Source organism: Azospirillaceae bacterium, assembly GCA_028283825.1.
Taxonomy (GTDB): Bacteria; Pseudomonadota; Alphaproteobacteria; order Azospirillales; family Azospirillaceae; genus Nitrospirillum.
In genome coordinates this window covers 65,014-91,330 of sequence record JAPWJW010000004.1, presented here as the reverse complement: position 1 = coordinate 91,330, position 26,317 = coordinate 65,014, and the positions used below count along the sequence as shown (strand labels likewise).

The window sequence follows — 26,317 nt, the reverse complement described above, 5'->3', positions numbered from 1 at the left end:
GTATGTCTCCACTTGCGATGAAGCAAAGTTAGTGAGTACATCGAGATTCGATTAGGCTGCCGCTCTGAATAACCTGTGTAACGGAAATCGATATAATGGACTCGGTCGCGGTCGCGGTCTTCGTGAATGCCGCCTCGGCCGGCAGCTTGTCTGCCGCCGCTCGCCGTCTTGGGATTTCGCCAATGGTCGCGACGCGACGCCTGGCGGCACTGGAGGACGAGCTGGGCGTGCGTTTGATGCATCGAACGACACGATCGGTGTCGCTCACACCCGAAGGCGAGGCGTTCCTGCCGTTCGCATTCACCGTGATGGAGGCGAGCGAGGCGGGGCGAGCGATTGTCGCGCCGTCGATCAAGGGCGCGACAGGACTGTTGCGGGTCACGGCCTGCGGATCAATCGGCCGCACCGTCATCATTCCGCTGATGCCGAAACTGCTTGATGAGAATCCTGGCCTGAAGGTCGATTTCCTGTTGACGGACACGGTGGTCGATATCGCCTCCACAGGGATCGACGTGGCCATTCGGATCGCCGAATTAAAGGACTCAACGCTCGTCGGGAGCACGCTCGCGCGCAATCCGCGCCTACTCTGCGCTTCACCGAACTATCTTGGCCGTCGCGGCACGCCTCGCTGTCTGGCCGATCTCGCCGACCATGATTGCGTGACGACGACGGGAACGATGCACTTTCCGTTCATGACGGACGGAGGCGAGCGGGCGGTTCGTATCCCCGCTCGTCTCACCGCCAGCAGCATCGAGGGGGTGCATGAAGCCTGTCTCGCCGGCGTGGGTCTTGCGGTGCTTTCGACCTGGCACGCCAAGCCCGACATCGAGGCAGGCCGGCTTACTCCGATCGTGCTCCAGGACGGTGCACCCAAGGAACTGACGATCACCGCACTGTTTCCGACCAACCGCCAGGTCCTGCCCAAGGTCCGGGTATTCCTTGATATGCTTCGGCAAGTGTTGGCGGATTGAAACCGCAAACGGCCATTCCGCTTCCGGCCGCTCCAAGCCGAAAGACGAATGTCCGGGCTGCTGCCAGACTGGGTATCTGTGATCCGGCGCAAAGCGCGCCGGCATCGGCCACCTTCCCCGCAAGGCCCCTGCCCCCTATCCCCTCCTCTGGTCATTTCGCCCGCTTGAGCACGGTACTTGCGATGGTAACGTCCAGGACATAACCCGCGTTCAGCGAAAGTTGCGCGGCTTCCGCCTGCCAGCCCGCATCCGCCGGTCAAGGCAGATAGCCAATTGTCATAGCTCCCCAGGCCACACCCGGGTGTCTGCCCAAGGCGACATTGAATTCCGGCGCGCGCGCGGTATGTCTTTTTACGGCGTTTCGATTTGCGGAAGGGACGAGCGTGACGGAATTGCGAGTGGCGCTGCGGACGGCCACGGCGGCATGCCATGCCGAGTTGGACGGCCTGTTTTCCAACCTGGACATGGGGCGGGCGCCGGACTACGCGGCTTTCCTGAAGGCCCAGCACCCGGCCCTGCGGGCGGTGGAGCTGAGCCTTGAGGCCGCAGGCGTCGAGGCGCTGCTGCCGGATTGGCCGCAGCGCCGCCGCCGCCACGCGCTGGAGCGCGACCTGGCCGACCTGGATGCCGCCGCCCGCATCTCCACCGTGATGGTGGAAGCGCCCACCATCACCGGCCGGGCGGAGATGCTGGGACATCTTTACGTCATCGAAGGGTCGCGCCTGGGGGGCGAGGTGCTGCTGCGCCGCGTGCTGGCGGCGAACGACCCGCGGTTGGCCGTCGCCACCCGCTTCCTGGCCCACGGCCGGGGCCGGCGGTTGTGGCAAGGCTTCCTGACCGTGCTGGAAGCCCCGCAGGCGGACGAGGTTTTCCGGACCCGGCTGATAGGATCGGCCGTCGCCGCCTTTGGCCTATTCCAAAAGGCGGCAGAGCAGGTCATAGCCCATTATGGGGCTAGCCATCACAGTAGGCAGGTGTCAAGAAGCTGAAGAAAACCCGTGGATTACCGCCCTTCGGACAGATGGGATTCCCCCGCCCGTGATCACGCCGCCCAGCCCTGGTGACAGTTCATCCGCCCCGACCGCCAGTGCCGTTCCGGTGGCGCCCACGGCGCTGGACCAGTGCGCACAGGAACCCATCCGCATTCCCGGTGGCATCCAGCCCCACGGCGCCCTGGGCCTGTTCCGGGGTGATGAGCTGACGCTGGTCCAGGGCAGTGCCAACCTGGGCAACGTGCTGGACCGCGCCATCGCCTTCGACGGCACGCAGACACTGGAGACCATCGTCGGCGCCTATGCCCCGCTGGCCGGTGACGTGCGGCGCTGGGCGGCCAGCCGGGAGCCGGGTTTCCTGGAACAATATGTCATCGACCGCCGCACCTTCCACGTCGCCGGGCATCGGGCCGCCCAAGGCATCCTGCTGGAATTCGAGGAGTTCGACGAGACGGAGCGGGGCCGCAGCGCCACCTTCTACCAGTTGCTGCGCGAATTCCTGGACGGATCGGACGGGCTGAAGACCGTGGCGGCGCTGTGCACGGGGGTGGCGGCCCAGATGCAGGCGCTGACCCGTTTCAACCGCGTCATGATCTATCGCTTCGATGAGGACTGGAACGGCACGGTCATCGCGGAGAAGGGCGACGGCACCCTGCCCTCCTACCTCGACCTGCGTTTCCCGGCCTCCGACATTCCGGCACAGGCGCGGGATCTGTACCGCCTGAACCGCCTGCGCCTGATCCCGACCGCCGCATATACGCCGGTGCCGCTGGCGCCGGCCCTATGCCCGGTGGACGGCGCGCCGCTGGATTTAAGCCACGCCGCCCTGCGCAGCGTGTCGCCAGTGCATCTGGAATACATGCGCAACATGGGCACGGCCGCGTCCATGTCCATTTCCATCGTCATCGACGGGAAACTGTGGGGCCTGATTTCCTGCCACCATGCCCAGCCGCGTTATGTCGGCCCGCAGATCCGTGCGGCTTGCGACTTTCTTGGCCGCATCGTGGCGCAGCAAATATCCGCCCGCGAACGCGCGGCCGAGGCGGATGAGCGCCTGCGCCTTAAAGGGCTGGAGACGGAACTGGTGGCGCGCCTGGCCCGCGCGCCCGGCTTCCAGGCCGGCCTGGTGGACAGTGCCACGCAATGGCTGGCCCTGACCAACAGCGCCGGTGCCGCCGTCGTCACCGACGGCATCGTGCTGACCGCCGGCAAGGCGCCCCCCATCGACAGCATCCTGGCGCTGGCGGATTGGGTGCGGGCGCGCGGCGTGGACCAGATTTACGCCACCGGCATGCTGAGCGCCGAGTGGGAGCCCGGCCGCGACATCGCCAAAGTGGCCAGCGGCGTCATCGCCGTGCCCATTTCCCGCATCCACGCCAGCTTCATCTTCTGGTTCCGGCCGGAGGTGGTGGAGACCGTGACCTGGGGCGGCGACCCCCGCGCCGACAAGGCGACCGACGCCGCCGGCCGCCTGCATCCCCGCCTGTCTTTCGAGTCCTGGAAACAGGAGGTGCGCTTGTGCGCCCAGCCCTGGCACACGGCGGAACTGATGAGCGCCACCGACTTCCGCAGCGCCATCATCAACTTCGTCCTGCAACGGGCGGAGGAGCGGGCGCAGCTGAGCGAAGAGTTGCAGCGGTCGAACAAGGAACTGGAGGCGTTCTCCTACTCCATCTCCCACGATTTGCGGGCCCCCTTCCGCCACATCGCGGGATATGCCGAGCTGCTGGGCGAGGAGGAGCCGGACCTGAAGGCCCTGTCGCGCCACTATCTGGACGGCATCACCGCCGCGGCGCTGTCGGCTGGGCAGCTGGTGGACGATTTGCTGCACTTCTCACAACTGGGCCGCACCAGCCTGAAGATGTCACGCGTCGACATGACCAAGATCATGGTCGAAATCCGGCGCAGCCTGGAAACGGATGAGCGGCAGAAGGGTGTGGAATGGGACATCGGATCCCTGCCCCCCGCCTGGGGCGACCCCACCCTGGTGCGCCAGGCCCTGTTCAACCTGGTGGAAAACGCCGTCAAGTACAGCCGCGACAGCACCCCGCCTCGCATCCGCGTCTGGGGGCAGGAGCGGAGCGCCGACGTGATCTATTCGGTCGAGGACAACGGCGTCGGTTTCGACATGAACTACGCCAATAAGCTGTTCCAGGTCTTCCAGCGGTTGCACCGCCAGGAAGACTATGAGGGTACCGGCATCGGCCTGGCCCTGACCAAGCGCATCATCGACCGGCATGGCGGCACGCTGGAGGCCAAGGGCGCCGTCGGTCAGGGCGCCACCTTCAGCTTCACCCTTCCCAAACGTCAATCGCACCCCGTTCAGGCAACCCAACCGCTGGCAGGAGGAAACCGTGACCGCACTTAGACCCATCCTTCTGGTGGAGGACAATCCCGCCGATATCGAACTGACCCTGGCCGCCCTGAAGAAGGCCCAATTGGCCAACGAGGTCGTCATCGCCCGGGATGGCGCGGAGGCGCTGGACTATCTGTTCAGCGAAGGCCGGTTCGCGAACCGCGAGCCCGGTTTGCCCGCCGTGGTCCTGCTGGACCTGAAGCTGCCCAAGGTCGATGGGCTGGAGGTGCTGGAGCGGGTGAAGTCCCATCCCAAGTATCGCACCACACCCATCGTCATGCTGACCTCCTCACGGGAGGAGAGCGACGTGGTGCGCAGCTACCAGTACGGGGTGAACTCCTTCGTGGTGAAGCCTGTGGACTTCAAGGCCTTTTATGAGGCCATCCGCGACCTGGGAATGTTCTGGGCGGTACTGAACGAGCCGGTTCCGGGGGAACTTGCGTGACCGAACCCGCGGATCAGCCTGTTGCCGTGCTGTTGGTCGAGGACAGCGACATCGATGCGGAACTGATCACGCGCCAGTTCCGCAAGATCAGCCGGCCGGTCACGGTGACACGCGCCATGGTCCGGCCTGATTACGAGGCAGCACTGGACGCCGGCGGCTTCGACATCATCCTGTCCGACTATTCCCTGCCCGGCTTCAACGGCCTGGCCGCCCTGGAAATGGCCCGCGCCCGGCGCCCTGCCGTCCCCTTCATCTTCATCTCCGGCGTCATCGGCGAGGAGTTCGCGACCGAGGCCCTGCGCGCCGGCGCCACCGATTATGTGACCAAGCGCAACCTGGCCCGCATCCCCATGGTGGTGAACCGCGCCCTGCGCGAGGCGGAGGATCGCGTGCGGGCCCGCCGGGCGGCCCAGGCGTTACAGGAGAGCGAACAGCGTTTCCGCATGATGGCGGACAGCGCACCGGCGCTGATCTGGTCAGCGAACGCGACGGGCCGCATCATCTTCGCCAACCGGCGGTTCGAGGCGGAATTCGGCGTGCCGCCGGCGCGCATGGTGAGCGAGGGCTGGTCCGCCCTGATCCATGAGGACGACTGGCCCGCCCTGAAAGAGACGCGCGCGGCCCTGTTCGTCAGCCACGAACCGTTCCTGGACGACATGCGCGTCCGCAAGGCGTCGGGCGAGATCCGCTGGCTGCGCTGTGAAAGCGGCCCCCGCTTCGATGACGCCGGCACCTTCCTGGGCTATGTCGGCTGCGCCATCGACATCACCGAGACCAAGCAGGCGCGCGACGCGCTGGAGGCCGAGGTGGCGGCCCGCACCGAGGAACTGCGCGTCAAGGAAGAGGCGCTGCGCCAGTCGCACAAGATGGAGGCGATCGGCCAGCTGACCGGCGGCATCGCCCACGACTTCAACAACATGCTGGCCGGCATCATGGGGGCGGCCGACCTGATCCAGAAGCGGGTGCGCGAGGCGCGGTTCGACAATGTCGGCCGTTATGTCGACAGCATCCTGTCCTCCGCCAACCGGGCGGCGGGGCTGACCCACCGCCTGCTGGCCTTCGCCCGCCGCCAGACGCTGGACCTGAAGACGGCCGACATCAACGCGCTGGTGGCGTCGCTGGACGATTTGCTGCGCCGCACCCTGGGGCAGTCGATCGAACTGCGGGTGGCATTGGCGTCCGACTTGTGGCCGGCGCTGACCGACGCCAACCAGTTCGAAAGCGCCGTCCTGAACCTGGCCATCAACGCGCGGGACGCCATGGGCAGCGGCGGCCGCCTGACCATCGAGACCAGCAACGTCACCATCACGGCCGAGGACGAGCGCGCGTCGGCCGACCTGGCGCCCGGCGACTATGTCCTGACCTGCGTCACCGACACCGGCAGCGGCATGCCGCCGGAAGTGCTGGCCAAGGCCTTCGACCCCTTTTTCACCACCAAGCCGCTGGGCCAGGGTACCGGCCTGGGCCTGTCCATGATCTACGGCTTCGCCCGCCAGGTGGGGGGCCACGTCACCCTGCACTCCACCCCGGACGAGGGCACCACCATCTGCCTGTACATGCCCCGCGACCTGCGCGACACCACCCCGATGGCGGAAACCGCGGCCCCGGCGGCCGAGGGCCTGCCCAAGGGCCAGGGCACCGTGCTGGTGGTGGAGGATGAACTGGTGGTGCGCATGGTGGTCATCGACATCCTGCAGGAACACGGCTACGCGGTGCTGGAGGCGGAAACGGCGGCCGAGGCCCTGCCCCTGCTGTCGGGCGGTGGCGCCATCGACCTGCTGCTGACCGACGTCGGCCTGCCCGGCATGAACGGCCGCGACCTGGCGGCGGAGGCCCGCCGCCTGCGCCCCGGCATGAAGATCCTGTTCGCCACGGGATATGCCGAGGGCGTCGCCCAGCGCTCCTCCTTCCTGGGCGAGGGCATGGACTTCATCACCAAGCCCTTCGACCTGGACGATCTGGGCCGCAAGGTGCAGGCGCTGATGGGGGATTAGACGGCGCCCCTTGACCTCACGGCCGCTTCGGCGGCTGTTGCGCGAACGGTTCCCGCGCGATGGTGGTGGCGGTCGGCGCGGATTCGTGGACGTAGAAGCTGTCGGACGCGACATTCCTGACGAACAGGTACCCATGGCGGAACAGGGCTTCGTTGATCTCCGGTGACGGCCGCTCGATCGTCAGGCTGAGGAATGTGTATTTTTCGAATGGGAAACTGCGGAGAATCCGCGTCTCAGCCCCCTCCACATCGAAACTGAAATAATCGATCACACTGGGTGCGTTATGATGTTCCAGAACATCAAGCAGGGAACGGGTCTTGAGGGTTTGCAGCAGTCCCTTCTCCCGTACCCGCTCGACGAATTCCGGCCGAACGTCGTTTTTGTTGTCCGTATCTTCACCGACGATACCGCCGAGTTCCCCATTGATCAGAAAGTCCACGGTGCCCTCCCCCTCATCAATGCAATCGGGGACGCAAACGCAGAGCCGATTTTGTTTCAGGGCATTGAAATAGGCGAGGTTGGGTTCAACGGCGATGCCGGTCCAACCAAACTCACGCTCCAGCACCCAGGTATTGTTGTAGGCGATCCCGTCCGTCGCGGCGAGGTCCAGGAAAAAACCATCGCGGCGCCCCGGCAACGCCTCTTCGGCCACCCATTGATCCTGCTTCTGCCGCCCCATGAACTGCATAGACCCCACCCGTCTGCATCACCTTCACGCCCTATCGCGCGTCGTGCGAAAGCCTAAACGCCTTGCGGTGGCTGACAGGGGTGACAAATCGTTGCAGTGCCGGGATGGTTCTTGTCGCTGACGCAAGCATTCCTGCCTCTTGCTTGCGGTCATAATTGGAAAGATGCGTGCATGCTGACCCTCTACCGCCTGGAAAACGGCGCCCTGACCAAACGCCAGGCCGGCGCCCCCTGCGTCGCCGACGATCTGTGGATCGACATGATCGACCCGACCCGGGAGGAGGAGACCCAGGTCGAGAAAGCGCTGGGCGTCGAGGTCCCGACGCGGGAGGAGATGCGGGAGATCGAGAGCAGCCGCCAGCTGTACAAGGTGGGCGCTACGCCCTGGTCATGACGGTGCGCGTGCTGACCCGCCAGGCGCCACTGGGCCCGTCGCTGGCCGACGCCACCTTCATCCTGACGCCCAAGCATCTGGTGACGGTGCGTTACCTGGACACCACCCCCTTCCGCACCTTCACCGGCCGGGTGGACCAGGGGTCCGGTGACCTGCCGTCCGATCCGGAGGGCATCCTGCTGGCCCTGCTGGGCGCCATCGTCGGCCGCGTGGCCGACGTGCTGGAAGAGGTGAAGGAGGGCATGGACACCCTGTCCCGCGCCGTCTTCAGCCAGGGGGAGGAACTCAGCCCCAGCATCATCGACGCCGACCTGCAATCGGCCCTGAAACGCATCGGCCGCAGCGGCGACCTGGCGTCGCGCGTGCGGGAAAGCCTGCACAGCCTGGCCCGGGCCGTCATGTTCCTGAAGGCGGCGGAGAAGGCCGCCCCCATCGCCCCGGAAACCAAGGTCACCCTGAACACGCTGAACGGCGATATCCAGTCGCTGCTGGACTACAACGGCTATCTGGCGCAGACGGCGCAGTTCCTGCTGGATTCGACCCTGGGGCTGATCAACATCCAGCAGAACGCCATCATCAAGATCTTCTCGGTCGCCGCCGTCATCTTCCTGCCGCCCACCCTGATCGCCTCCATCTACGGCATGAACTTCAAGCACATGCCGGAACTGGACTGGGTGTTCGGCTACCCCGGCGCCCTGTGCCTGATGGTGGTGTCCGCCATCCTGCCCTATTGGTATTTCCGGCGCCGGGGCTGGCTCTGATACGTCGACCCTCAGGCGCCGGGCGCCAGCATGCGCTGGCTTGGGCTTCCTCAGTTTCCAGTCCGCTACGCTCCCCGGAAACTTCCGGCGACCGCGGTCGCGGTATAGCGGCATAAGCAGAAGCCCATGCCGCCAGGAAAAACTACCCCTTAACTTGTGTCTCCGGCACGGGCGTCAGCACCGGCCGGCCGGCGGCCCAGGCCAGCAGGTTGTCCACCACCAGCTGGCCCATGGCGCGGCGGGTGTGGGTGGTGGCGGAGCCGACATGCGGCAGCAGCACGGTATTGTCCAGGTCCAGCAGGGCCTGGGGCACCCGGGGCTCCTGCGCGAACACGTCCAGGCCGGCGCCCAGGATGGTGCCGTCCCGCAACGCCGCGATCAGCGCCGCCTCATCCACCACGCTGCCGCGGGCGATATTGACCAGGATGCCGTTGGGGCCCAGGGCCTTCAGCACGTCGGCGTTGACCAGGTCACGGGTGCCCGGCCCGCCGGGGGTGACCACCACCAGCACGTCCACCGCCCGCGCCAGGTCCACCGGTGTCGCGTGATAGGGATAGTCCACGTCCGCCTGGGCATGGCGGCCGTGATAGTGGACGGGCACGCCGCAGGCCTCCAATCGGTGGCCGATGGCCTTGCCGATGCGGCCCAGGCCCAGGATGCCGGCCGTGCGGTCGCGCAACGACGATGTCAGCGGATAGGACTTTTCCAGCCAATGGCCGGCGCGCAGATAGCGTTCCGCCTGCGGCAGGCGGCGCACCGCCATCAGCACCAGGGCCAGGGCGGTGTCCGCCACCTCCTCCGTCAGGACGTCGGGGGTGTTGGTGACGGTGATGCCGTGGGCGCCGGCCCACCTGGCATCCACGTGGTCGTAGCCCACGCCGAAGCTGGACACGCATTCCAGAGTCGGCAGCCGGCCCATCAGTTGCGCCGTGACGGAGGCGCCACCAGCGGCCGCGATGGCGCGCACGCGGGGGCCGACCTCCGCCAGCATGGCATCCGCATCAGGTGCCAGCCACAGCTTGTGGACGCGGAAGGCCTGATCCAATTGTTCCATGACGAAGGGCATCATGGGGGCGGGCATCAGCAGGTCGATATCGGTCTGGGTCGCCATCTGCCGGATCCTCTTGTCGTTGCGGCTTTGCCGTTCCCGGCCTTGCCATCCCGGATGCGCGCCCCCAATTCCTGGGGACTGGCCCCGGGTATCGGGGCCGGCAGGATAGGACGGCGGATGCCGCCTGTCTGCCCGTCGCGTCGGTTGAAGCCGCCTGCGACCCTTCGTCCCAACGGTCCTTGCCCCAACCGGTGTCATCTCGGTGACCATTTCGGGGGGAAACGGTTCAGGCCTTGGGTCAATGTGGCCGCCGGGGTATAGAATACTTGTTTGGGTATGCACGCCGGGTGTGACGGTGGCCTTTGCCAACGCGCCCGACATGCGTTATGGTTTGAGAATGATTTGCATCTACGGCGGCTGGTGGCTTCCCTTTGGAACGCCCATGATCCGTCGGGGGATATGACGATGTCATTGATGGATGCCGTAACCGCGAAATCGGACCACGTGCCGGAATTCGGCCCGGGTGAACATCTGCTTGTCTGGGCGTTGCGCCGCATGGTGCAGGGCAAGGACTACGGCCCCCTGGTGGGACGGGAGTTCGCGGACACCTGTGGTGAGGATGGGCGGGAGGTGCTGGCCACCCTGCACACCTTCCTGCTGGCGCTGATCCACACCTGCCGGCGGGAACTGGCCATCGGCCATCCCGGCTGCCCCAGCCTGACCGCGGATGAGCGGCAGGTGCTGATGCTGGTGGCCGCCGCCCAGAACGGGAAGGAGGCGCAGTTCGACGCCCAACTGCGCTGGCTGGCGCTGGAAAATGACCGGCCCACCCTGGCCATGACCGCGCGCGCCCTGGCCGGCGCCCTGCGCGTCAACAGCCTGACGCTGGTGCCCCCCGCCGCGCAATTGCCCACCACGTGTGAGCGTGAGGCGTTGAGCGCCTGATTGAAATCCCCCGGCTGGAAGGGGCCACGGGCACTTTCCCTGACCCCCACTTTCCCTTTACGGTGTCGCCTCGTGTGAAGAGGAGGCCTGGATGCGGATGGTGACCAAGATGGCGTATGCCGCCCCGACGGTGGGGCTGGCCGGCCTGGGGCTGCCGCTGCTGATCTATTTGCCCAATTACTACGGCACGGTCGTGGGCCTGCCGCTGGGCCTGGTGGGCCTGGCCTTCCTGGTGGCGCGGTTGGCCGACATCATCGCCGACCCGCTGGCGGCGGTGGTGCTGGACAACACCCGATCAGCCTTCGGCCGGTTCCGCCTGTGGCTGGTGATCGGCACGCCCTTCCTGATCGTATCGGTCTTCGGCCTGTTCATGCCGCCCAAGGGGGCCAGCGCCACCTATCTGTCGCTGTGCCTGGCCGGCACCTATGCCGCCTGGTCCCTGTGCAGCGTGGCCCACGTGGCCTGGGGCGGGTCGCTGAGCGACGATTATGACGAGCGCAACGCCATCTTCGCCTGGGCGCAGGCCTTCTTCATGGTGGGCGGCCTGGCCATCACCGCCCTGCCCCTGCTGCCGGCGCTGAAGGCGACCCCGGCCGCCACGGTGCCGGCCATGGGCTGGTTCATCATGGCGGCGACGCCGGTGGGCGTGGCCCTGGCCGTCCTGCTAGTGCGCGAGCCGCCGGCCGCCTGGACCCGCCGCCCGGCCTGGCGCGACTATGCCCGGCTGCTGGCCCAGGGCGATGTCGCCCGCCTGCTGGGGTCCAGCTTCCTGACCAGCCTGGCGTTGTACGGCTCGGGCGCCGTCTTCTTTTTCTATTATCCCCTGTTCCATGGCCTGAGCCCGCTGCAAACGGCCAGCCTGCTGTTCGTCCTGAAGCTGGGTGCCATCGCCGGCGGCTATCTGTGGAGCATGCTGGGCACGCTGATGGAAAAGCACCGCGCCCTGGCGCTGGGCTTCGCGGCGCAGGCCCTGCTGTACCCGGTGGTGCACCTGCTGCCCTGGTCCAGCCCCAAGGTGGGCATGGTCATCCTGGCCGGCTTCGGCATCACCCTGTCGGCGGCCCCGGTGCTGATGCGCTCAATGATGGCCGACCTGGGGGACCAATGGCGGCTGTCATCCGGCACCGACCAGTTGGGCGCCCTGTCGGCCCTGTTCTCGATCATCGACAAGCTGGCCGCCGCCGTCGCCCCCGCCCTGGCCCTGATGGCCCTGGACCGGGCGGGCTTCAACCCGCAGGGTGCTGAACAAACCGGCCAAGCCACGACGGCCCTGTCCGTCGCCGCCATCTGGGTGCCGGCGGTGTTGTGCCTGCTGGCCATTCCCCTGGTGCGCGGCCATCGCCTGACCGCCGACCGTCACCAGGCCGTCCGTCGGGAACTGGCACTGCTGGAAGCTGGCGGCTAAAGTCGCGGCCGAAAGCGGCGTGAGGACGCCTCACGCCGCTGATTACATTCAGAAGTTCTCGTGCGCGCCGGCCTCGCCGCGCAGCCAATAGCCCGACGCCCGCATCCAGGCGGCCGGGTGCTTGCGCTCCTCGATGAAATGGCCGCGCAGGGCCTTGACCACCTGGGCCTCCGCCGCGATCCAGACGTAGCCATCGCCCTCGGGAAGGGTCAGGCCATCAAGCGCCTGGCGCAGCAGGTCGGCGTCGCCGCCCGGCTGCTGGTCGCGGTAAATCCAGTGGGGTGTCCAGGCGGTGCCGGTCTCAATCGCCTGCACCTCATCCGCGTTGTCGATGACGGCGACGGTCAGCACCGGCACGCCGGGCCGCAATTCCTCCAGCCGGCGGCCCATGGCCGGCAGCCCGGTTTCATCGGCGATCAGCAGGTACCAGTCAAAATCGTCCGGCACCACGACGGAGCCGCGCGGGCCACCGATCTCCAGCGTATCCCCCACCTTGGCCTGCAGGGCCCAGGCGGTGGCGGGCCCCGCCTCATGGATGGCGAAGTCGATGGTCAGCGTGCGTTTTTCCCGGTCGAAGGCCCGGGGGGTGTAGTCGCGCATGACACTCTCGCCGCCGTTCGACAGGAAGACCTTCACATGGTCGTCCGGCCCAGCACTGGTGAAATCCGCCAGATCGGGTGAGGTGAAGTCGATGCGCAGCATCTTGGGCGTCAGGCGGGTGACGGCGGTGACCGTCAGGGTGCGGCGGCGGGTGTCGTGGCGCACGCGTTGAATCGGGTGGCGCGCGGTCGCGCCGCCGTTGTCCTGAGACTGCATGGTCAGGGTTTCTCTCTCTTGCTTGGGAATTCAATGTCGGGGCGCTGGCGGCCGTGCCGAGGATCTCGGCGGTCGCGCGCTCCAGGATGGCGGTGATGCGCCGTGCCTCGGCGGGGCCGGAGCCCTTCGCGCGCAGCAGCGCGTGCTTCAGATCGTGGCGGGCGCGGTGCAGATCGTCCCAGGCGGCGGGATCGACCTCGTTCAGGCCGGCGAAGGCCTCACGCACCTCCGCCATGCGGCCACCGACGCGGCCCAGCGCCTCAAGGATGGAGTCGACCAGGGCGCGGTTGGCCTGCAGATGATGCAGGCCCGTTTCGGTCAGGCGGTAACGCTTGCGGTTGCCGTCAGGCTCCGCATTGGCGTGCCCCACCTCCTCCAGATAGGTCAGCGCCGGATAGATGACGCCGGGGCTGGGCGCGTAGAAGCCGCCGGAGCGTTCCTCCAGCGTGCGGATCAGTTCGTACCCATGGGCCGGCTGCTTTTCCAGCAGGGCCAGGATCACCAGTTGCAGATCGTTTGAGGAAAGCTTGCGGGCGCCCGGCATGCCGCCGCCGCCCCGCCGCGAACCACCACCGCCGCCGTGGTGCCAAGGATTCCATCCCCCGTGCCGCCCCGCGGCCTGGAAAGGATGCCGGCTATCTCGTCTATCGAAAAACATATCTTACGATACATCTGAAAATATGATCGCGCAAGCGGCATGGGGGCGTCGGTCGGCCGACCATTTCACATATCCGTCACAAAAAGCGGCCCACCGCCTGTGTTACAACGCCATGATCCGGCATGCGCCCCCGTGGGGACGGGGTTCGCATGGCCGCAGACGACGTCGCGTTCGGGGATGTTCATGAGGGTGGGGGAATTCGGCCACATGCCGCCGGGCTGCGGCATGGCTTTTGAGGACGGGCGCACCGCCATCCGGCGGCGCGGCCCACGCGCATGAGCATCATCGCCACCCTTCTGTGCGGGCTGGGGCTGTTCTTCATCGGCGCGCGGTCGCTGTCGGCCAACCTGGTGCCGCTGGTGGGGCGGCGCACCCGCGCCGTTTTCGCCTGGGCGCTGCGCAGCCCGCTCAGCAGCGCCATCAGCGGCACCCTGGCCGGCGTGGCGACGCAGAGCAGCAACGCCGTCTCGTGGATCATCATGGGTTTCCTGCGGGCGGGGATCCTGCCGCCCGGCCCCGCCCTGGTCGCGCCCACCTGGTCCAATGTCGGCACCGCCATGCTGCCCCTGCTGGTGGCCATCGACACGACGACGGCGGCCAGCGTGGTCATCGGCCTGGTCGGCATCGCCACCTACTTCAAGCTGGCCCGCACCGACCGCCTGCGCAACATGCTGGAGGCGGCGCTGGGCGCCGCCTTCCTGCTGTTCGGCATGCACATCATCTCTTCCACCGTCGGGCCGGTGCGGGACGATCTGGTGCACGGCGGCGGCCTGGCCATGGTGCTGCATTCCCCGTGGCTGCTGGCCGCGGTGGGGGCCGGATTCTCCTTCGCGGCACAGTCATCCTCCGTGGCCGCCGCCGTTGCGGTGGCGGCGGTGGGATCCGGCCTGCTGACCCTGCCGGCCGCCCTGCCGCTGATCGCCGGCGCCAATGCCGCCGCCATCCTCAACAACCTGATGGTGGTGCCGGGCGAATCCGGCGACGGCCGCCTGATCTTCGTGTTCCAGGCGGTGCAGAAGGCCGGCGGCGCCCTGTTCCTGGCGGTGGCCGCCGTCATCGCCACCGAGGCCCCCGACACCTTGCAGGGCCTGGCCGATCACGCGGGCATGGGGGTGGCCGCCGAGATCGCCGTCCTGTTCACCCTGGCCCAGGTGGCGGGATCCCTGGTCGTCAGCCTGGGACGGAATCCCATCGCCACCCTGGCGGCGCGCCTGGCCCCGCCCAGCGCCGGCGACACCCTGGCCCAGCCCGCCTTCCTGTTGCGCGAGGCCCTGTCCGATCCGCCGGTGGCGCTGGATCTCGCCATGCGGGAACTGGCCCGCCTCAGCGAACGGCTGCCCCTGCTGCTGGACCATGTGCGGGCGGAACCGGACAAGGCGACCCCCACGGCACAGACCCTGCGTGCCGCCGGCACCACCCTGGCCCAGGCCATCCGGACCTACATCCGCCTGCTGCTGGACAACCAGCCGCGCCAGGTCGAGGTGGCGGCCGCCCTGCTGCTGGAAGACGCGGTCGGCAACGCCGGCGAACTGCACGAAACCCTGGCGGAGTTGGCGGCCACGGTGCCGGCGGCGGCGGCCCTGTCCACCACCGGCAACCTGGTGGAGGCCTTGCACACCCTGTTGAGCGTGGTGGCCGGTTACGCGGAAAGCCTGGGCGCCGACGATGCCGACCTGACCCTGGGCCTGTTGGGCCACCGCGACCAGTTGATGGACGAACTGCGCCGCCGCCTGGTTTCCGGTTCCGATGCGGCAGCACCCGTGCAGGACGCCCTGTTCCGCCTGACCATCCTGTTCGAGCGCGCCGTCTGGCTGGCGCGGCGGCTGGTCGTGAACATCGGCCAGGTGCAGCGCACGCTGACATCCGATTAGGGGCCACTTCCCACCGCCCGGGTGGCACCGCCCCCAAGCCGTTTCCACCTTAACGCGATCCGCGCTAAATGAGAGCCTGCGCGGGGGCGATGATGGCAGGATGGGGAACGGCAATGGCGAAGGTCGGCGTCAAGGTGCGCCTGGGGGCTATGGGAATTACGGTCGCGGCGGCCCTGGGCATGGCCGCGCAAACGGCAGCAGCGGGCACCATCGCCCCGCTGACGGAGGCGCAGCGCACGGCAATGACCGGCATCGCCTGGAAGCCGGGCTGCCCCGTGGCCCTGGACGATCTGGTGTCGGTGGCCGTCACTTACCAAGGCTTCGACGGCAAGGCCCACGACGGCGCCCTGGTGGTCAACAAGCGCATCGCCAACGACGTGGCCAGCCTTTTCGCCGACCTCTATGCCGCGCATTTCCCCGTCAACCGGGTCGATTCCTGGGAAAAGTACGGCTCCACCATCTATGCCGAGCAGAACATCACCGTGGGATTCTATTGCGAGAAGGCGGACGACGCCCCCAATGAATGGAGCAGCCACGCCTATGGCATGGCCATCGACATCAACCCCCTGATCAACCCCTTCCTGGACCTGCAGCACAATTGGTGGCCCAAGGTGGCGGCGCAATACACGCCCCGCGATGGGGCACCGGGCAAGGTGTCCCCGCAAGGTGCCGCCTTCCAGATCTTCACCCGCCACGGCTGGATCTGGGGCGGATTCGACGCCGGCGTGCCCGACTATATGCATTTCATGAAGGTGACGGTCGGTGACGGCGCCCGCATGGACCGGCCCTATGAGGTGACCGGTTTGCGCTATATTCCCGGCGGGGCGACGGAAACCGCACAGCCCAAATGAGGGGGAAAAACGGGCGGCCGCCGGCCCTTTTGGGGAAGCATGGCAGGTCCTGCGTGCTGAAAGCTTGCAATCTCGCGCCACGCGCGCCATGTTGGGCGCATCGACTTTGCTACTGGGTTACTGTGCGGTCTTGGCCGTAACTTCCCTGTCGTGAACTTTGATGCCCGCACCGCACTCCCGCGACGGGCAGCTATGACCGGGAAAATTCCCAGGAGATTACTATGACCATCGGTACCGTTAAGTGGTTCAACAGCACCAAGGGCTTCGGTTTCATTCAGCCCGAGGATGGCTCCGCCGACGTTTTCGTCCACATTTCCGCCGTTGAGCGCGCCGGCCTCGGCAGCCTGACCGAAGGTCAGAAGCTGAGCTTTGAGCTGGTCCGCGATCCGCGCAAGGGCAAGACGGCTGCTGAGAACCTGCGCGCCGTTTGATCCGCGTCGTTCGGAATTCAGAAGAAAGCGGTGGCATGGGCTTCCATGCCGCCGTTTTTTTTCGCCTTTTGGAACCTGCCGCGTTCAATCCGAAACGCGGCGGGCACTAAGTTTTTGTTTGGCGAGCAGGGTCACGGCTTCAAGGCGATTCCGCCTTCACGCGACCTGTTCTAGGAGCGCCCCATGGCCAAGGAAGAATTCCTCGAGTTCGAGGGCAAGATTGAAGAGGCCCTGCCCGACGGCCGTTTCCGGGTGAAGCTGGAAAACGGGCATGAGATCATCGCCTACACCGCCGGCCGCATGCGCAAGAGCCGTATCCGCTCGCTGGCGGGTGACCGCGTGACGGTGGAGATGACGCCGTACGACCTGACCAAGGGCCGCATCACCTATCGTCATAAGGACGAACGCGCCGCCGGCCCCGGCGCCGGTCCCGCCCGCCGTCCCCCGCCCCGCCGTCGCTGAGCCGGCTTCAAGGCACGCCACCGGATTTCCCTTGTGGCGTCGCAGGTGGAGTAACGGGCCGCCGAATCGGTGGCCCGCCGGCACCTCCGGGGGCGGGTCACCTCCCCGGTATTCCGGCCATAAAGTGATAGCGCTATCAGGAACAATCGGCGATGCTGCACCCCTGGCGGGTGGCCGGCGCGTGTTGCCATGCGCCCACGGATGGTACCGCTACCATTTAGCCGCCCGATAGTGGCGAGTGGGTCCAGGAGGGCGAGGTGCAGGTGGAGAAGAATAAACCCTGACGGCGCCGGGGCCACGGCCAGTTCCCCCTGGCCCGTTGCATGAGTCTCAAAAAAAAAATCCGGAGGAAGTCCCATGAAGCTGTCCCGCCGCGCGTTCGTCGCCGCCGCGTCCCTGTTGCCCGGCCTGTCCGCCGCGGGCCGTGCCTTCGCCAAGGCCACCCGCCGCACGCGCAGCATCACGCTGGACACGGCCCACACCGCCGGCCCGGTGGACCGCTTCTTCGACCTGTCGGTCGGGTCCGACTATCCCGGCACGCTGATCCGCCCGGACGCCCAGGCACAGCTGAAGACCGCGGTGGATGAACTGGGTTTCCGCTATCTCCGCTTCCATGCCATCTTCCACGACGTGCTGGGCACCGTGAAGGTGGAGAACGGCCGGATCCGTTATGACTGGAGCGGCATCGACCAGTTGTACGACGCCCTGATGGCCAAGGGTATCCGCCCCTTCGTGGAACTGGGCTTCACGCCGGAGGCGATGAAGACATCCGACCTCACCATCTTCTACTGGAAGGGCAATACCTCCCATCCCCGGCTGGACGCCTGGGGCGACCTGATCACCGCCTTCATCGGCCATATCCGCGAACGCTATGGCGTGGAAGAAGTGCGGAAGTGGTTCTTCGAGGTGTGGAACGAGCCCAACCTGGACGGCTTTTTCGAGAAGGGCGACCAGGCCGCCTATTTCGAGCTTTACGACGTCACGGCCCGCGCCATCAAGGCGATCGACCCCACCTTGCGGGTCGGCGGCCCGGCCACGGCAGGGGCGGCCTGGGTGCCGGAGTTCCTGGCCCATGTGGCGAAAAGCGGATCCGGCGTGGACTTCGTGTCCACCCACACCTATGGCGTCGAGGGCGGCTTCCTGGATGAAAAGGGCGAGAAGGACACCAAGCTGTCCCCCTCCCCCGACGCCATCGTCGGCGACGTGCGCAGGGTGCGCGACCAGATCAGCGCGTCCGCCTTCCCCCAGTTGCCGCTCTATTTCACGGAGTGGAGCACCAGCTACACCCCGCGCGACGCCGTGCACGACAGCTACGTCAGCGCCGCCTACATCCTGGAAAAGCTGAAGCGCGTCCAGGGCCTGGCCCAGGGCATGAGCTATTGGACCTACACCGACCTGTTCGAGGAGCCGGGCCCGCCCACCGCCCCGTTCGAGGGTGGCTTCGGCCTGATGAACCCGCAGGGCATCCGCAAGCCCGCCTGGTTCGCCTACAAATACCTGCACGCGCTGGGCGGGACGGCCCTGGCCAGCGACGACGCCCACATCTTCGCCACCACCGACGGGGGCAAGATCACGGCCCTGGTGTTCGACTGGACCCAGCCGGAGCAGAAGGTCAGCAACCGGCCCTATTACCGCGCGCCGCATCCCGCCATCGCGACCGAGCCTGTGGCCCTGCGCCTGGCGGGACTGAAGCCCGGCGCCTATCATCTGAAGGTCCGCCGCACCGGCTACCGCGCCAACGACGCCTATAGCGCCTATATCGACATGGGGCTGCCCCAGGCGCTGACGGCCGACCAGCTGGCCCAGCTTGAAGGGCTGACCAAGGATGTGCCGGAGACCGACAAGATCGTGCGCGTGGGCGGCGACGGCGCCTTCCCTATCGACCTGCCCATGCGGACGAACGACATCGTCCTGCTTGAGTTGACCCCGGCCGGCTGACGCACCACCGATCCTGCCTGATCGAGAAAGCCCGCTTCTTGGCCCGAAGCGGGCTTTTTCATGTGTTGTACCAAAGTCAAAACCGGCACGCCGCCCGCTGCCGATCACAGTACTTGCGTGTAATCCTTTTTTCTATTGCGGACACGACTGTCCACTTCAACCGCACCGCGCGCTATGCCAAGGTTATTTTTCGCGCGACGGGAACCTGCCGAACCACGTCGCCGTTTAAAGGCGGGATGCAGGACGATTGCGCCCCCCTGTGCCTGGCAAGCGGGTGCCACAGGGTCCTTCAGGAGACAACGACATGCATTTCCTCGGCGGCTCATTCGGGAATGTCGCACCTAAGAACGCTCGAAACAGCCGGCACGCCTTCCTGCTGAGTTCTCTCCTCGGTCTTGTGCTTTGCCTCGCCTGCCTGCTGAACCCCGGACAGGCCGCCGCCCAGACCCCCTCCCCCTTGAATGAATGGCAATATTCGGCCGGCGTGCTGCTGCGGTCGAAGTTCGAGAATCCACTGCCGACCTGGGATGTCACCTTCGGCGGCGCGGCGTCGTTCCAGCCGCGCTACCCCGGTTCCTCGCAATACCATGTCCAGCCGGGCATCAACCTGGATGTGCGTTATGAGGACCTGGCCTTCTTTTCCATGGGTGAAGGCCTGGGTTTCAACATCCTGCGGGGTGAGAACTTCCGCGCCGGCGTGACCGTGGGCTATGATGTCGGCCGCGACCAGGACGACAGCAGCCATCTGCGCGGCATGGGCGACATCGGACCGGCGGTTGAGCCCAAGGTGTTCGCGGAATACACCATCTTCCCGGTTATGCTGCGGGCGGCGGTGCGGCGCGGCTTCATCGGCAACACCGGTACGGTGGCCGACATCAGCGCCTATATGCCCATCATGGGCAGTGAGCGCTTCTTCGTCTTCGCCGGCCCCACCGCCACCTACGCCGATTCAAACTATCTGCGGAAGTATTTCGGCGTGTCGGCCGGCCAGTCGGCCGGCAGCGGCTATCGCCAATTCACCCCCAGCGCCGGCTTTGAAAGCGCCGGCGCCGGGCTCAGCGCCGTCTGGTTCTGGACCGACAACTGGTTCATGACGGCCGACGGGGCGTTCCAGAAACTGCTGGGTGACGCCGCCGACAGCCCCATCACCCGCGCCAGCACGCAGATGACCTTCAACTTCAGCGTCGCCTATCGCTTCTGACTCCGGCGAACGCCCACCATTTGTAGATGACACTGCCCAGGATGGTCCGCCGCGTGCCGTAATAGCAGGCGGCGGTACTGCCGTTTTCTTCGCCACACCCAATGCAGGGGACATTTAGCTACTCCAAAGAAATACTGCTTTAGTACGGGAAAAAATTCCGCCGAAAAACGTCTTACTAGGTGAGGACGTGCCGAAGACCGAAACTGACGGGGGGCCCCAAGCGGATGATCGAACTTGAGACGCTGTGCAAGGAGCGGGGCCTGCGGCTGACGCAAAAGCGCAAGACGGTCTGCCAGGCTTTCCTGGAAAGCGGTGATCACCCCAGCGTGGAGCAGATCTACGCCCGCGCCATCGCCCTGGATCCGAAGCTCAGCCGCGGCACCGTCTACCGCACCATGAACATCCTGCGCGAGGCCGGCGTGCTGTCGCAGCGCTGGTTCGGCGACCGCCGCGCCCGCTATGAGGAGGCGGGGGGTGAGCATCACCATCTGATCGACACGGGGTCGGGCCGCGTGATCGAGTTCGCCTCACCCGAGATCGAGCAGTTGAAACGCCGCATCGCGGAGGAGTTCGGCTATCGCCTGACATCGATGCGGCTGGAATTCTTCGGCGAGCCGGAGCGGGAGGTCCGCGTGGCCGGCGCCAAGCTGCGGGCCCGCCTGAAGGCCGGCGGCGTCAACTCTGCTGAATGATCACCTGGCCGCGCTGATCGGGCGGTGTGGGGATGCCGGGCGCCCCGGCGGTGCCGCCCGAGCCCCAGCCATAGTCACCATTGCCGATACCGGGCGCCCCGGCGGCGCCCGGCGCGCCGCCCGTGCCGCCGGCGCCGAACTGGCTGGCGTCATAAGACCATTGGCTGTCGTTGGTGGCCGAATAAAAGACCTGGACGGTCGGCCCGCTGGGCGCCCCGTCACCCCCGGCACCACCATCGGCGCCATTGCCGCCTTGCCCGCCCTTGCCCCCCGGGAAAACCGCACCGCCACAGCACCCCACGGCCGTTCCGCCAGTGCCACCCGCGCCGCCAGGTCCGCCGGTGCCCCCCTGACCACCCTGGCCGCCACCGCCGCCGGTGACCTGCACCTGGAAGGTCCCGGAGATGAAATTGACCTGGACGACAAAATCGCCGGCGGCAACACCCGGGCCACCGCCATTGACGGGCGGCGCATTGCCGCCCGTCCCGCCATCGGTCGGCGCGATCGGATTGGCGACGCAGGACTGGTTGTTGCCCCCGCCACACGTGCCGGGGAAAAAGCTGGTGCCGGCCCCGCCAGGACGCCCTGGTGCGCCGGAAGGGGGCGACGTGCCGTTCAGGCTTGTGATCCTGATATTGGCATCATTGGAGGTGCCCGTGGTCGCCGAGATCACCGTCGCGGTGATCTTGACCGTGGTATTGGCCTGAATGTAACCGCCCGACTGGATAAGCATCGCGTTGAAGATCAGGCTCACAGGCACCGAGCTGTCGATGATCAGCGGATTCTGCGCTGTGATGACGATGTTCTCGGCGGTCGCGTAAATCCCCGTGAGGGGGTGCGGGACGGAACCCAGATTGTCGCGCGCCGGATCGTCGGAAACGACCATCGGCCCCTCATGGGTATCCGGGCCGAGTGAATGTTCCGAAAGGCTGTCGGCCGTGAGTCCCAGCGCGTGCAGATAGGGCGCCAGGAAACTCCGCTGTTCGCTGGTCAAAGTCATCAGTCTTCCCCCCGGATATGACGGATGTGGAACCAACGCCGACTGGATGGCACAGGAAATTTTCGTTCCCATCGCCAACCATTTTCTAACTCTATCCAAAAACTACCTTTGTAGGGGCATCATCAAGCGAGTATATCATACATTCTGATAAACTTTTCTTTGCAGACATGCCGGGACGCGCGCGTCCGTCCCGGCACCCGGGTCTTTCGCTTACAGCGTCACCGTCGGCCAGCCATCGGGCGTCCAGGTGATGGGGGAGATGCGCAGGGTACTGGCGCCGTGCTTGGTGGCGTCATAGGTGTGATAGACGAGGTAGTCCCGGTCCCCGTCGCGCAGCACCGCCTCATGCCCCGGCCCGCGCCAGCGGCTATCGCCATGGATCAGCTGGGTGCCGTAGCCGTCCATCATCGACTTGCCGTCGCGGCCGACATAGGGACCGGTGACCTTCCTGGACCGGCCGACCACCACGTAATAGCTGCTGTTCTCCCCCTTGCAGCAATAATCGAAGGACGCGAACAGGTAGTACCAGCCGTCACGCTCAATCATGAACGGCGCCTCCACCGCATCGGGGGCGTGTTCCGGGGCCGGGCGGTGGATCAGGGAATAGACCTTGCGGTCGGCCTTGGGCCTGCCGGTGGCCCGGTCCAGGGCGATCATCTTGATGCCGCCCCAGAAGCTGCCGAACACCAGCCAGCGGTTGCCCTCACGGTCCACGAAGTGCGCCGGGTCGATGCAGTTGTAATCGTCGCTTTCCACCGAGGCGAAGACCAGCCCCTCTTCCTTCCAGGCATAGGTAGGGTCGGCCGGATCCAGCGTGGCATTGGTGTAAAGGCCGATGGCCGAGCGGTTGCCGCCGAAGGTCGACATCGCATAGTACAGGTGATAGCGGCCGTTGATGAACGAGATGTCGGGTGCCCACATCGCCTTGGTCCCCGGCACCGCCTGCTGCGCCCAAGGCGGCAGGCTGGTGAACAGATCGCCCCGCGCCGTCCAGTTGATCAGATCCTTGGACGTCTTCCACGGGATGTGGTGTTCGCCCTCCCCGCCCAGCGCGTCGCTACCGAAGACGTAATAGGTGTCGCCCTGCTTGATGATGCAGGGGTCGTGCGCCGGGCTGAGGTCCCCGGTCATGCGGTCGCCGAAGGTCTCATTGGGGTGGGGTTCGGCCTCCGGCGCCGCCAGTTGCCCCGCCACCTGGGCGAAACCGCGCGCCGAAGTCATGGCCAGGGCGGCACCGGTCAGGCAGCCGCCCAGAAGGATACGCCGTGTGAGCATTCGTCTCTCCCTCTCCTGTCGCCCACCCCCGATCCGACCGGCCGGGGTTCCTGGGCCTAGTGTTTAGTGGTTGTCGCGCGGCAGGCCCTTGGTCTGGGCGATGCGCTGGTAGTTGACCGCCAGTTCCAGCACCGCCCCGGTTTCCAGCTGGCCGACGCAGCCGCGCTGGATCTCCTGCCACGGTGTCTGGCTTTCCGGATACGGGTAGCCGCCGGCATCCTTCAGCGCCTGGCGGCGCGCGGCCAGTTCCTGGTCGCTGATCAGGATGTCGGCGCGGCCCTGGCGCAAATCGATGCGCACGCGGTCGCCGGTGCGCAGGATGGCGAGGTTGCCACCTGCCGCCGCCTCGGGCGAGGCGTTGAGGATGGAGGGGGAACCGGAGGTGCCGGACTGCCGCCCATCGCCAATGCAGGCCAGCGCGTGCACGCCCTTCTGGATCAGGTAGACGGGCGGGCGCATGTTCACCACCTCCGCCGCGCCCGGGTAGCCGATGGGGCCGGCGCCGCGCATGAACAGCACGGTGGTCTCATCAATGCCCAGGGCCGGGTCGTCAATGCGGTGGTGGTAATCCTCCGGCCCATCGAACACCACGGCCTTGCCCTCGAACGCATCCGGGTCGTCGGAGTTGGAGAGATAGCGGGCGCGGAATTCGTCAGAGATGACGCTGGTCTTCATGATGGCGCTGTCGAAGAGATTACCGCGCAGCACCTTGAAGCCGGCCGTGGCCTTCAGGGGCTGGTCGAACGGTCGGATGACCTTCTCATCCTCGATGGCGACACCCCGGCATTCCTCACCGATGGTGCGACCCGACACGGTCATGGCGCCCTCATGGATCAGGCCATGGGCCATCAGCTGGGACACAACCGCCGGCACGCCGCCGGCGCGGTAATAATCCTCCCCCAGATACTCGCCGGCCGGCTGAAGGTTCACCAGCAGCGGGATGTCCAGGCCGTGGCGCTGCCAGTCATCCAGGTCCAAATCCACGCCAATATGGCGGGCCAGCGCGTTCAAATGGATGGGCGCGTTGGTGGACCCGCCGATGGCGGAGTTGACGGCGACGGCGTTCAGGAAGGCCTCACGCGTCAGGATGTCCGACGGCTTCAGATCCTCGCGCACCATCTCCACGATGCGCAGGCCGGTGCGATAGGCCGATTCCGCCCGGTCGCGATAGGGCGCGGGAATGGCGGCGGAACCGGTCAGGGACATGCCCAGCGCTTCCGCCAGGCTGTTCATGGTGGTGGCGGTACCCATGGTGTTGCAATAACCGGTGGAGGGTGCGGACGACCCCACCAGCTTGATGAAACCCTGGTAGTCGATCTCCCCCGCCGCCAGCATCTCCCGCGCCTTCCACACGATGGTGCCGGAACCGGTGCGTTCGCCCTTGAACCAGCCGTTCAGCATGGGGCCCACGGACAGGGAGATGGCGGGGATGTTGACCGTGGCCGCCGCCATCAGGCAGGCCGGCGTGGTCTTGTCGCACCCCGTCGTCAGCACCACGCCGTCCAGCGGATAGCCGTACAGCACCTCCACCAGCGCCAGGTAAGCCAGGTTGCGGTCCAGCCCGGCGGTGGGGCGCTTGCCCGTCTCCTGGATGGGATGGACGGGGAATTCCAGCACGATGCCGCCAGCGGTGCGGATGCCCTCGCGGATGCGCTCTGCCAGCACTAGGTGATGGCGGTTGCAGGGGCTGAGGTCCGACCCCGTCTGGGCGATGCCGATGACCGGCTTGCCGGACTGCAATTCCTCCAGGCTCAGGCCGAAATTGAGGTAGCGCTCCAGGTACAGCGCCGTCATATCGACGTTGGCCGGGTTATCGAACCAGGCACGCGACCGCAGCGTGCGGGCGGCAACGCCGCCCGCAGGGGGATGTGAAGTCATGGAACGGCTACCCCTTACTTTGCAGTGGTGGAGAAGCGGTAGATGGAGACCTGGGTGTAGGTCTGGCCGGGGTTGAGGCGGGTGGTGGGGAAGTCGGGGCGGTTGGGGCTGTCGGGGAAGTGCTGCGGCTCCAGCGCCAGGCCATCGGACTGGCGGTAGATGTAGCCGCCCACGCCGGCGACGTCGCCGTTCAGGAAGTTGCCGGAATAGACCTGCAAGCCCGGCTCGGTGGTCAGGATTTCCATGACGCGGCCGGATGCCGGATCCTCGAACCGGGCGGCCAACCGCGGCTCCGCCGTCACGCCGCCATCCAGAACATAGTTGTGGTCATAGCCCTGGGTGATCAGCAACTGCGGGTCGCGGCCGTCGTGGATGCGCTCACCAATCAGGTGGGGTGTGCGGAAGTCGAAGGGCGTGCCCTCCACCGGCTTGGCCCCACCGTCAGGGATCAGGGTGGGGCTGACGGGGCTGTAGTTCGCGGCCGCGACGGTCAGCTTCTGTTCCAGCACGGTGTGGCCCGACGCCGCACCCGCCATGTTGAACAGGCTGTGGTTGGTCAGGTTCAGCACCGTCGGCTTGTCGGTCGTGGCCTTGTAGCGGATGGTCAGGTCGTTCTTCTCATCCAGGCTGTAGGTCACCTGCACCGTCAGGGCGCCGGGATAACCCTCATCCCCATCAGGGCTGGTGTGGGTCAGGGTGACGCTGGCGGCGGGGCCGCTCTTCACCTCGGTGATGGTCCATAGCACCTTGTCGTACCCCTGGCGGCCGCCGTGCAGCGCGTTGGGTCCGTCATTGGTGGCCAGCTGATAGGCCTTGCCGTCCAGGGTGAAACGACCTTCCTTGATGCGGTTGGCGTAACGGCCGACGGTGGCACCGAAATATTTGGGGTGCGCCTGATAGCCGGCGACATCGGGGTAGGCCAGCACCACGTCGGCACCCTGGCCATCACGGCCGGGCACCACCAGCGACTGCAAGGTGGCGCCATAGGCCAGCACGCGGGCGCTGACACCGTGGCCGTTGCTCAGCACCACGGACTCGACCGGGGCCGGTTTGCCACCGTCGTTCATGGTTCCGAACGCCTCGCGCCGGGCATCGGCGGCGTTGGCGACGGCCGCCTGGGCCAGTGCTGCGACCACAATGGTCACACCCGTCCACACCTTCATTCGTTATCCTCCCATTTATCGTCGGCTGATTAGGCGGTTGACACCCGCCCCAGCCTCGTAATACTCAGACAAATAACCCT

General features: G+C 66.5%; 23 protein-coding genes and 1 pseudogene. 16 read left to right on the top strand and 8 right to left on the bottom strand.

What is annotated here, in order from left to right:
* Positions 1 to 95 precede the first annotated feature (95 nt).
* The 5 genes from PW843_24725 (at position 96) to PW843_24705 (ending at position 6,758) form a co-directional block, all read left to right on the top strand.
* Entirely contained in the window at positions 96 to 971 is an 876-nt protein-coding gene (locus PW843_24725; GenBank protein MDE1149768.1) for a LysR family transcriptional regulator, read from the top strand.
* A 383-nt stretch (positions 972 to 1,354) separates the two neighbouring features.
* Positions 1,355 to 1,960: a biliverdin-producing heme oxygenase gene (locus PW843_24720; GenBank protein ID MDE1149767.1), complete on the top strand. Its 606-nt coding sequence runs from the start codon at positions 1,355 to 1,357 to the stop codon at positions 1,958 to 1,960.
* 49 nt (positions 1,961 to 2,009) lie between these two features.
* On the top strand, positions 2,010 to 4,331 hold the full coding sequence (locus PW843_24715) for an ATP-binding protein (protein ID MDE1149766.1): 2,322 nt from the start codon (positions 2,010 to 2,012) through the stop codon (positions 4,329 to 4,331).
* Entirely contained in the window at positions 4,318 to 4,764 is a 447-nt protein-coding gene (locus tag PW843_24710; GenBank protein ID MDE1149765.1) for a response regulator, read from the top strand. The genes PW843_24715 and PW843_24710 overlap by 14 nt, the downstream gene beginning before the upstream one ends.
* Positions 4,761 to 6,758 carry a response regulator gene (locus tag PW843_24705; GenBank protein ID MDE1149764.1) on the top strand — a complete coding sequence of 666 codons (1,998 nt, stop codon included), beginning with the start codon at positions 4,761 to 4,763 and terminating at the stop codon, positions 6,756 to 6,758. The genes PW843_24710 and PW843_24705 overlap by 4 nt, the downstream gene beginning before the upstream one ends.
* A 16-nt stretch (positions 6,759 to 6,774) precedes the next feature.
* Here PW843_24705 and PW843_24700 read toward each other — a convergent pair whose 3' ends face one another.
* Positions 6,775 to 7,437, bottom strand: a complete 663-nt coding sequence (locus tag PW843_24700; GenBank protein MDE1149763.1) for an FkbM family methyltransferase — start codon at positions 7,435 to 7,437, stop codon at positions 6,775 to 6,777.
* A gap of 180 nt (positions 7,438 to 7,617) precedes the next feature.
* Here PW843_24700 and PW843_24695 point away from each other — a divergent pair, with 180 nt between their 5' ends.
* On the top strand, positions 7,618 to 7,839 hold the full coding sequence (locus PW843_24695; GenBank protein MDE1149762.1) for a hypothetical protein: 222 nt from the start codon (positions 7,618 to 7,620) through the stop codon (positions 7,837 to 7,839).
* Positions 7,836 to 8,600: a magnesium transporter CorA family protein gene (locus PW843_24690; GenBank protein MDE1149761.1), complete on the top strand. Its 765-nt coding sequence runs from the start codon at positions 7,836 to 7,838 to the stop codon at positions 8,598 to 8,600. The genes PW843_24695 and PW843_24690 overlap by 4 nt, the downstream gene beginning before the upstream one ends.
* A 142-nt stretch (positions 8,601 to 8,742) precedes the next feature.
* Here PW843_24690 and PW843_24685 read toward each other — a convergent pair whose 3' ends face one another.
* A complete protein-coding gene (locus tag PW843_24685; protein ID MDE1149760.1) occupies positions 8,743 to 9,711 on the bottom strand; it encodes a 2-hydroxyacid dehydrogenase in 969 nt (322 codons plus the stop codon).
* Between the two features lie 414 nt (positions 9,712 to 10,125).
* Here PW843_24685 and PW843_24680 point away from each other — a divergent pair, with 414 nt between their 5' ends.
* Together PW843_24680 and PW843_24675 are read left to right on the top strand one after the other, a co-directional pair.
* Positions 10,126 to 10,596, top strand: a complete 471-nt coding sequence (locus PW843_24680; protein ID MDE1149759.1) for a hypothetical protein — start codon at positions 10,126 to 10,128, stop codon at positions 10,594 to 10,596.
* A gap of 91 nt (positions 10,597 to 10,687) precedes the next feature.
* A complete protein-coding gene (locus PW843_24675; protein MDE1149758.1) occupies positions 10,688 to 12,001 on the top strand; it encodes an MFS transporter in 1,314 nt (437 codons plus the stop codon).
* Between the two features lie 48 nt (positions 12,002 to 12,049).
* Here PW843_24675 and PW843_24670 read toward each other — a convergent pair whose 3' ends face one another.
* Both PW843_24670 and PW843_24665 read right to left on the bottom strand, forming a co-directional pair.
* Positions 12,050 to 12,817 carry a siderophore-interacting protein gene (locus PW843_24670; GenBank protein ID MDE1149757.1) on the bottom strand — a complete coding sequence of 256 codons (768 nt, stop codon included), beginning with the start codon at positions 12,815 to 12,817 and terminating at the stop codon, positions 12,050 to 12,052.
* Positions 12,818 to 13,169: 352 nt separating this feature from the next.
* Positions 13,170 to 13,361, bottom strand: a pseudogene (locus tag PW843_24665) (PadR family transcriptional regulator).
* Positions 13,362 to 13,750: 389 nt separating this feature from the next.
* Between PW843_24665 and PW843_24660 the strand changes: the two are divergent.
* The 7 genes from PW843_24660 (at position 13,751) to PW843_24630 (ending at position 20,921) form a co-directional block, all read left to right on the top strand.
* The gene (locus tag PW843_24660) at positions 13,751 to 15,346 is read left to right on the top strand and encodes a hypothetical protein (protein MDE1149756.1); all 1,596 of its coding nucleotides are present in this window, start codon (positions 13,751 to 13,753) and stop codon (positions 15,344 to 15,346) included.
* Positions 15,347 to 15,459: 113 nt separating this feature from the next.
* The gene (locus PW843_24655) at positions 15,460 to 16,197 is read left to right on the top strand and encodes a M15 family metallopeptidase (GenBank protein MDE1149755.1); all 738 of its coding nucleotides are present in this window, start codon (positions 15,460 to 15,462) and stop codon (positions 16,195 to 16,197) included.
* A gap of 221 nt (positions 16,198 to 16,418) precedes the next feature.
* Complete coding sequence (locus PW843_24650; GenBank protein ID MDE1149754.1) at positions 16,419 to 16,628, top strand: cold-shock protein; 210 nt, start codon at positions 16,419 to 16,421, stop codon at positions 16,626 to 16,628.
* Positions 16,629 to 16,811: 183 nt separating this feature from the next.
* Positions 16,812 to 17,090: a translation initiation factor IF-1 gene (infA, locus tag PW843_24645; GenBank protein ID MDE1149753.1), complete on the top strand. Its 279-nt coding sequence runs from the start codon at positions 16,812 to 16,814 to the stop codon at positions 17,088 to 17,090.
* Between the two features lie 357 nt (positions 17,091 to 17,447).
* Positions 17,448 to 19,028 carry a beta-xylosidase gene (locus PW843_24640; GenBank protein MDE1149752.1) on the top strand — a complete coding sequence of 527 codons (1,581 nt, stop codon included), beginning with the start codon at positions 17,448 to 17,450 and terminating at the stop codon, positions 19,026 to 19,028.
* Between the two features lie 457 nt (positions 19,029 to 19,485).
* Positions 19,486 to 20,229: a MipA/OmpV family protein gene (locus PW843_24635; protein MDE1149751.1), complete on the top strand. Its 744-nt coding sequence runs from the start codon at positions 19,486 to 19,488 to the stop codon at positions 20,227 to 20,229.
* A 224-nt stretch (positions 20,230 to 20,453) separates the two neighbouring features.
* On the top strand, positions 20,454 to 20,921 hold the full coding sequence (locus tag PW843_24630) for a Fur family transcriptional regulator (protein MDE1149750.1): 468 nt from the start codon (positions 20,454 to 20,456) through the stop codon (positions 20,919 to 20,921).
* Here the strand turns inward: PW843_24630 and PW843_24625 are convergent.
* The 4 genes from PW843_24625 to PW843_24610 form a co-directional block, all read right to left on the bottom strand.
* Positions 20,905 to 21,921, bottom strand: coding sequence for a hypothetical protein (locus PW843_24625; protein ID MDE1149749.1), 1,017 nt, complete (start codon positions 21,919 to 21,921; stop codon positions 20,905 to 20,907). The genes PW843_24630 and PW843_24625 overlap by 17 nt on opposite strands.
* Before the next feature lie 210 nt (positions 21,922 to 22,131).
* Positions 22,132 to 23,196, bottom strand: coding sequence for an arabinan endo-1,5-alpha-L-arabinosidase (locus PW843_24620; GenBank protein ID MDE1149748.1), 1,065 nt, complete (start codon positions 23,194 to 23,196; stop codon positions 22,132 to 22,134).
* A gap of 63 nt (positions 23,197 to 23,259) precedes the next feature.
* Positions 23,260 to 25,074, bottom strand: a complete 1,815-nt coding sequence (locus PW843_24615; GenBank protein MDE1149747.1) for a dihydroxy-acid dehydratase family protein — start codon at positions 25,072 to 25,074, stop codon at positions 23,260 to 23,262.
* Positions 25,075 to 25,088: 14 nt separating this feature from the next.
* Positions 25,089 to 26,237 carry a galactose mutarotase gene (locus PW843_24610; protein ID MDE1149746.1) on the bottom strand — a complete coding sequence of 383 codons (1,149 nt, stop codon included), beginning with the start codon at positions 26,235 to 26,237 and terminating at the stop codon, positions 25,089 to 25,091.
* Positions 26,238 to 26,317: the final 80 nt, after the last annotated feature.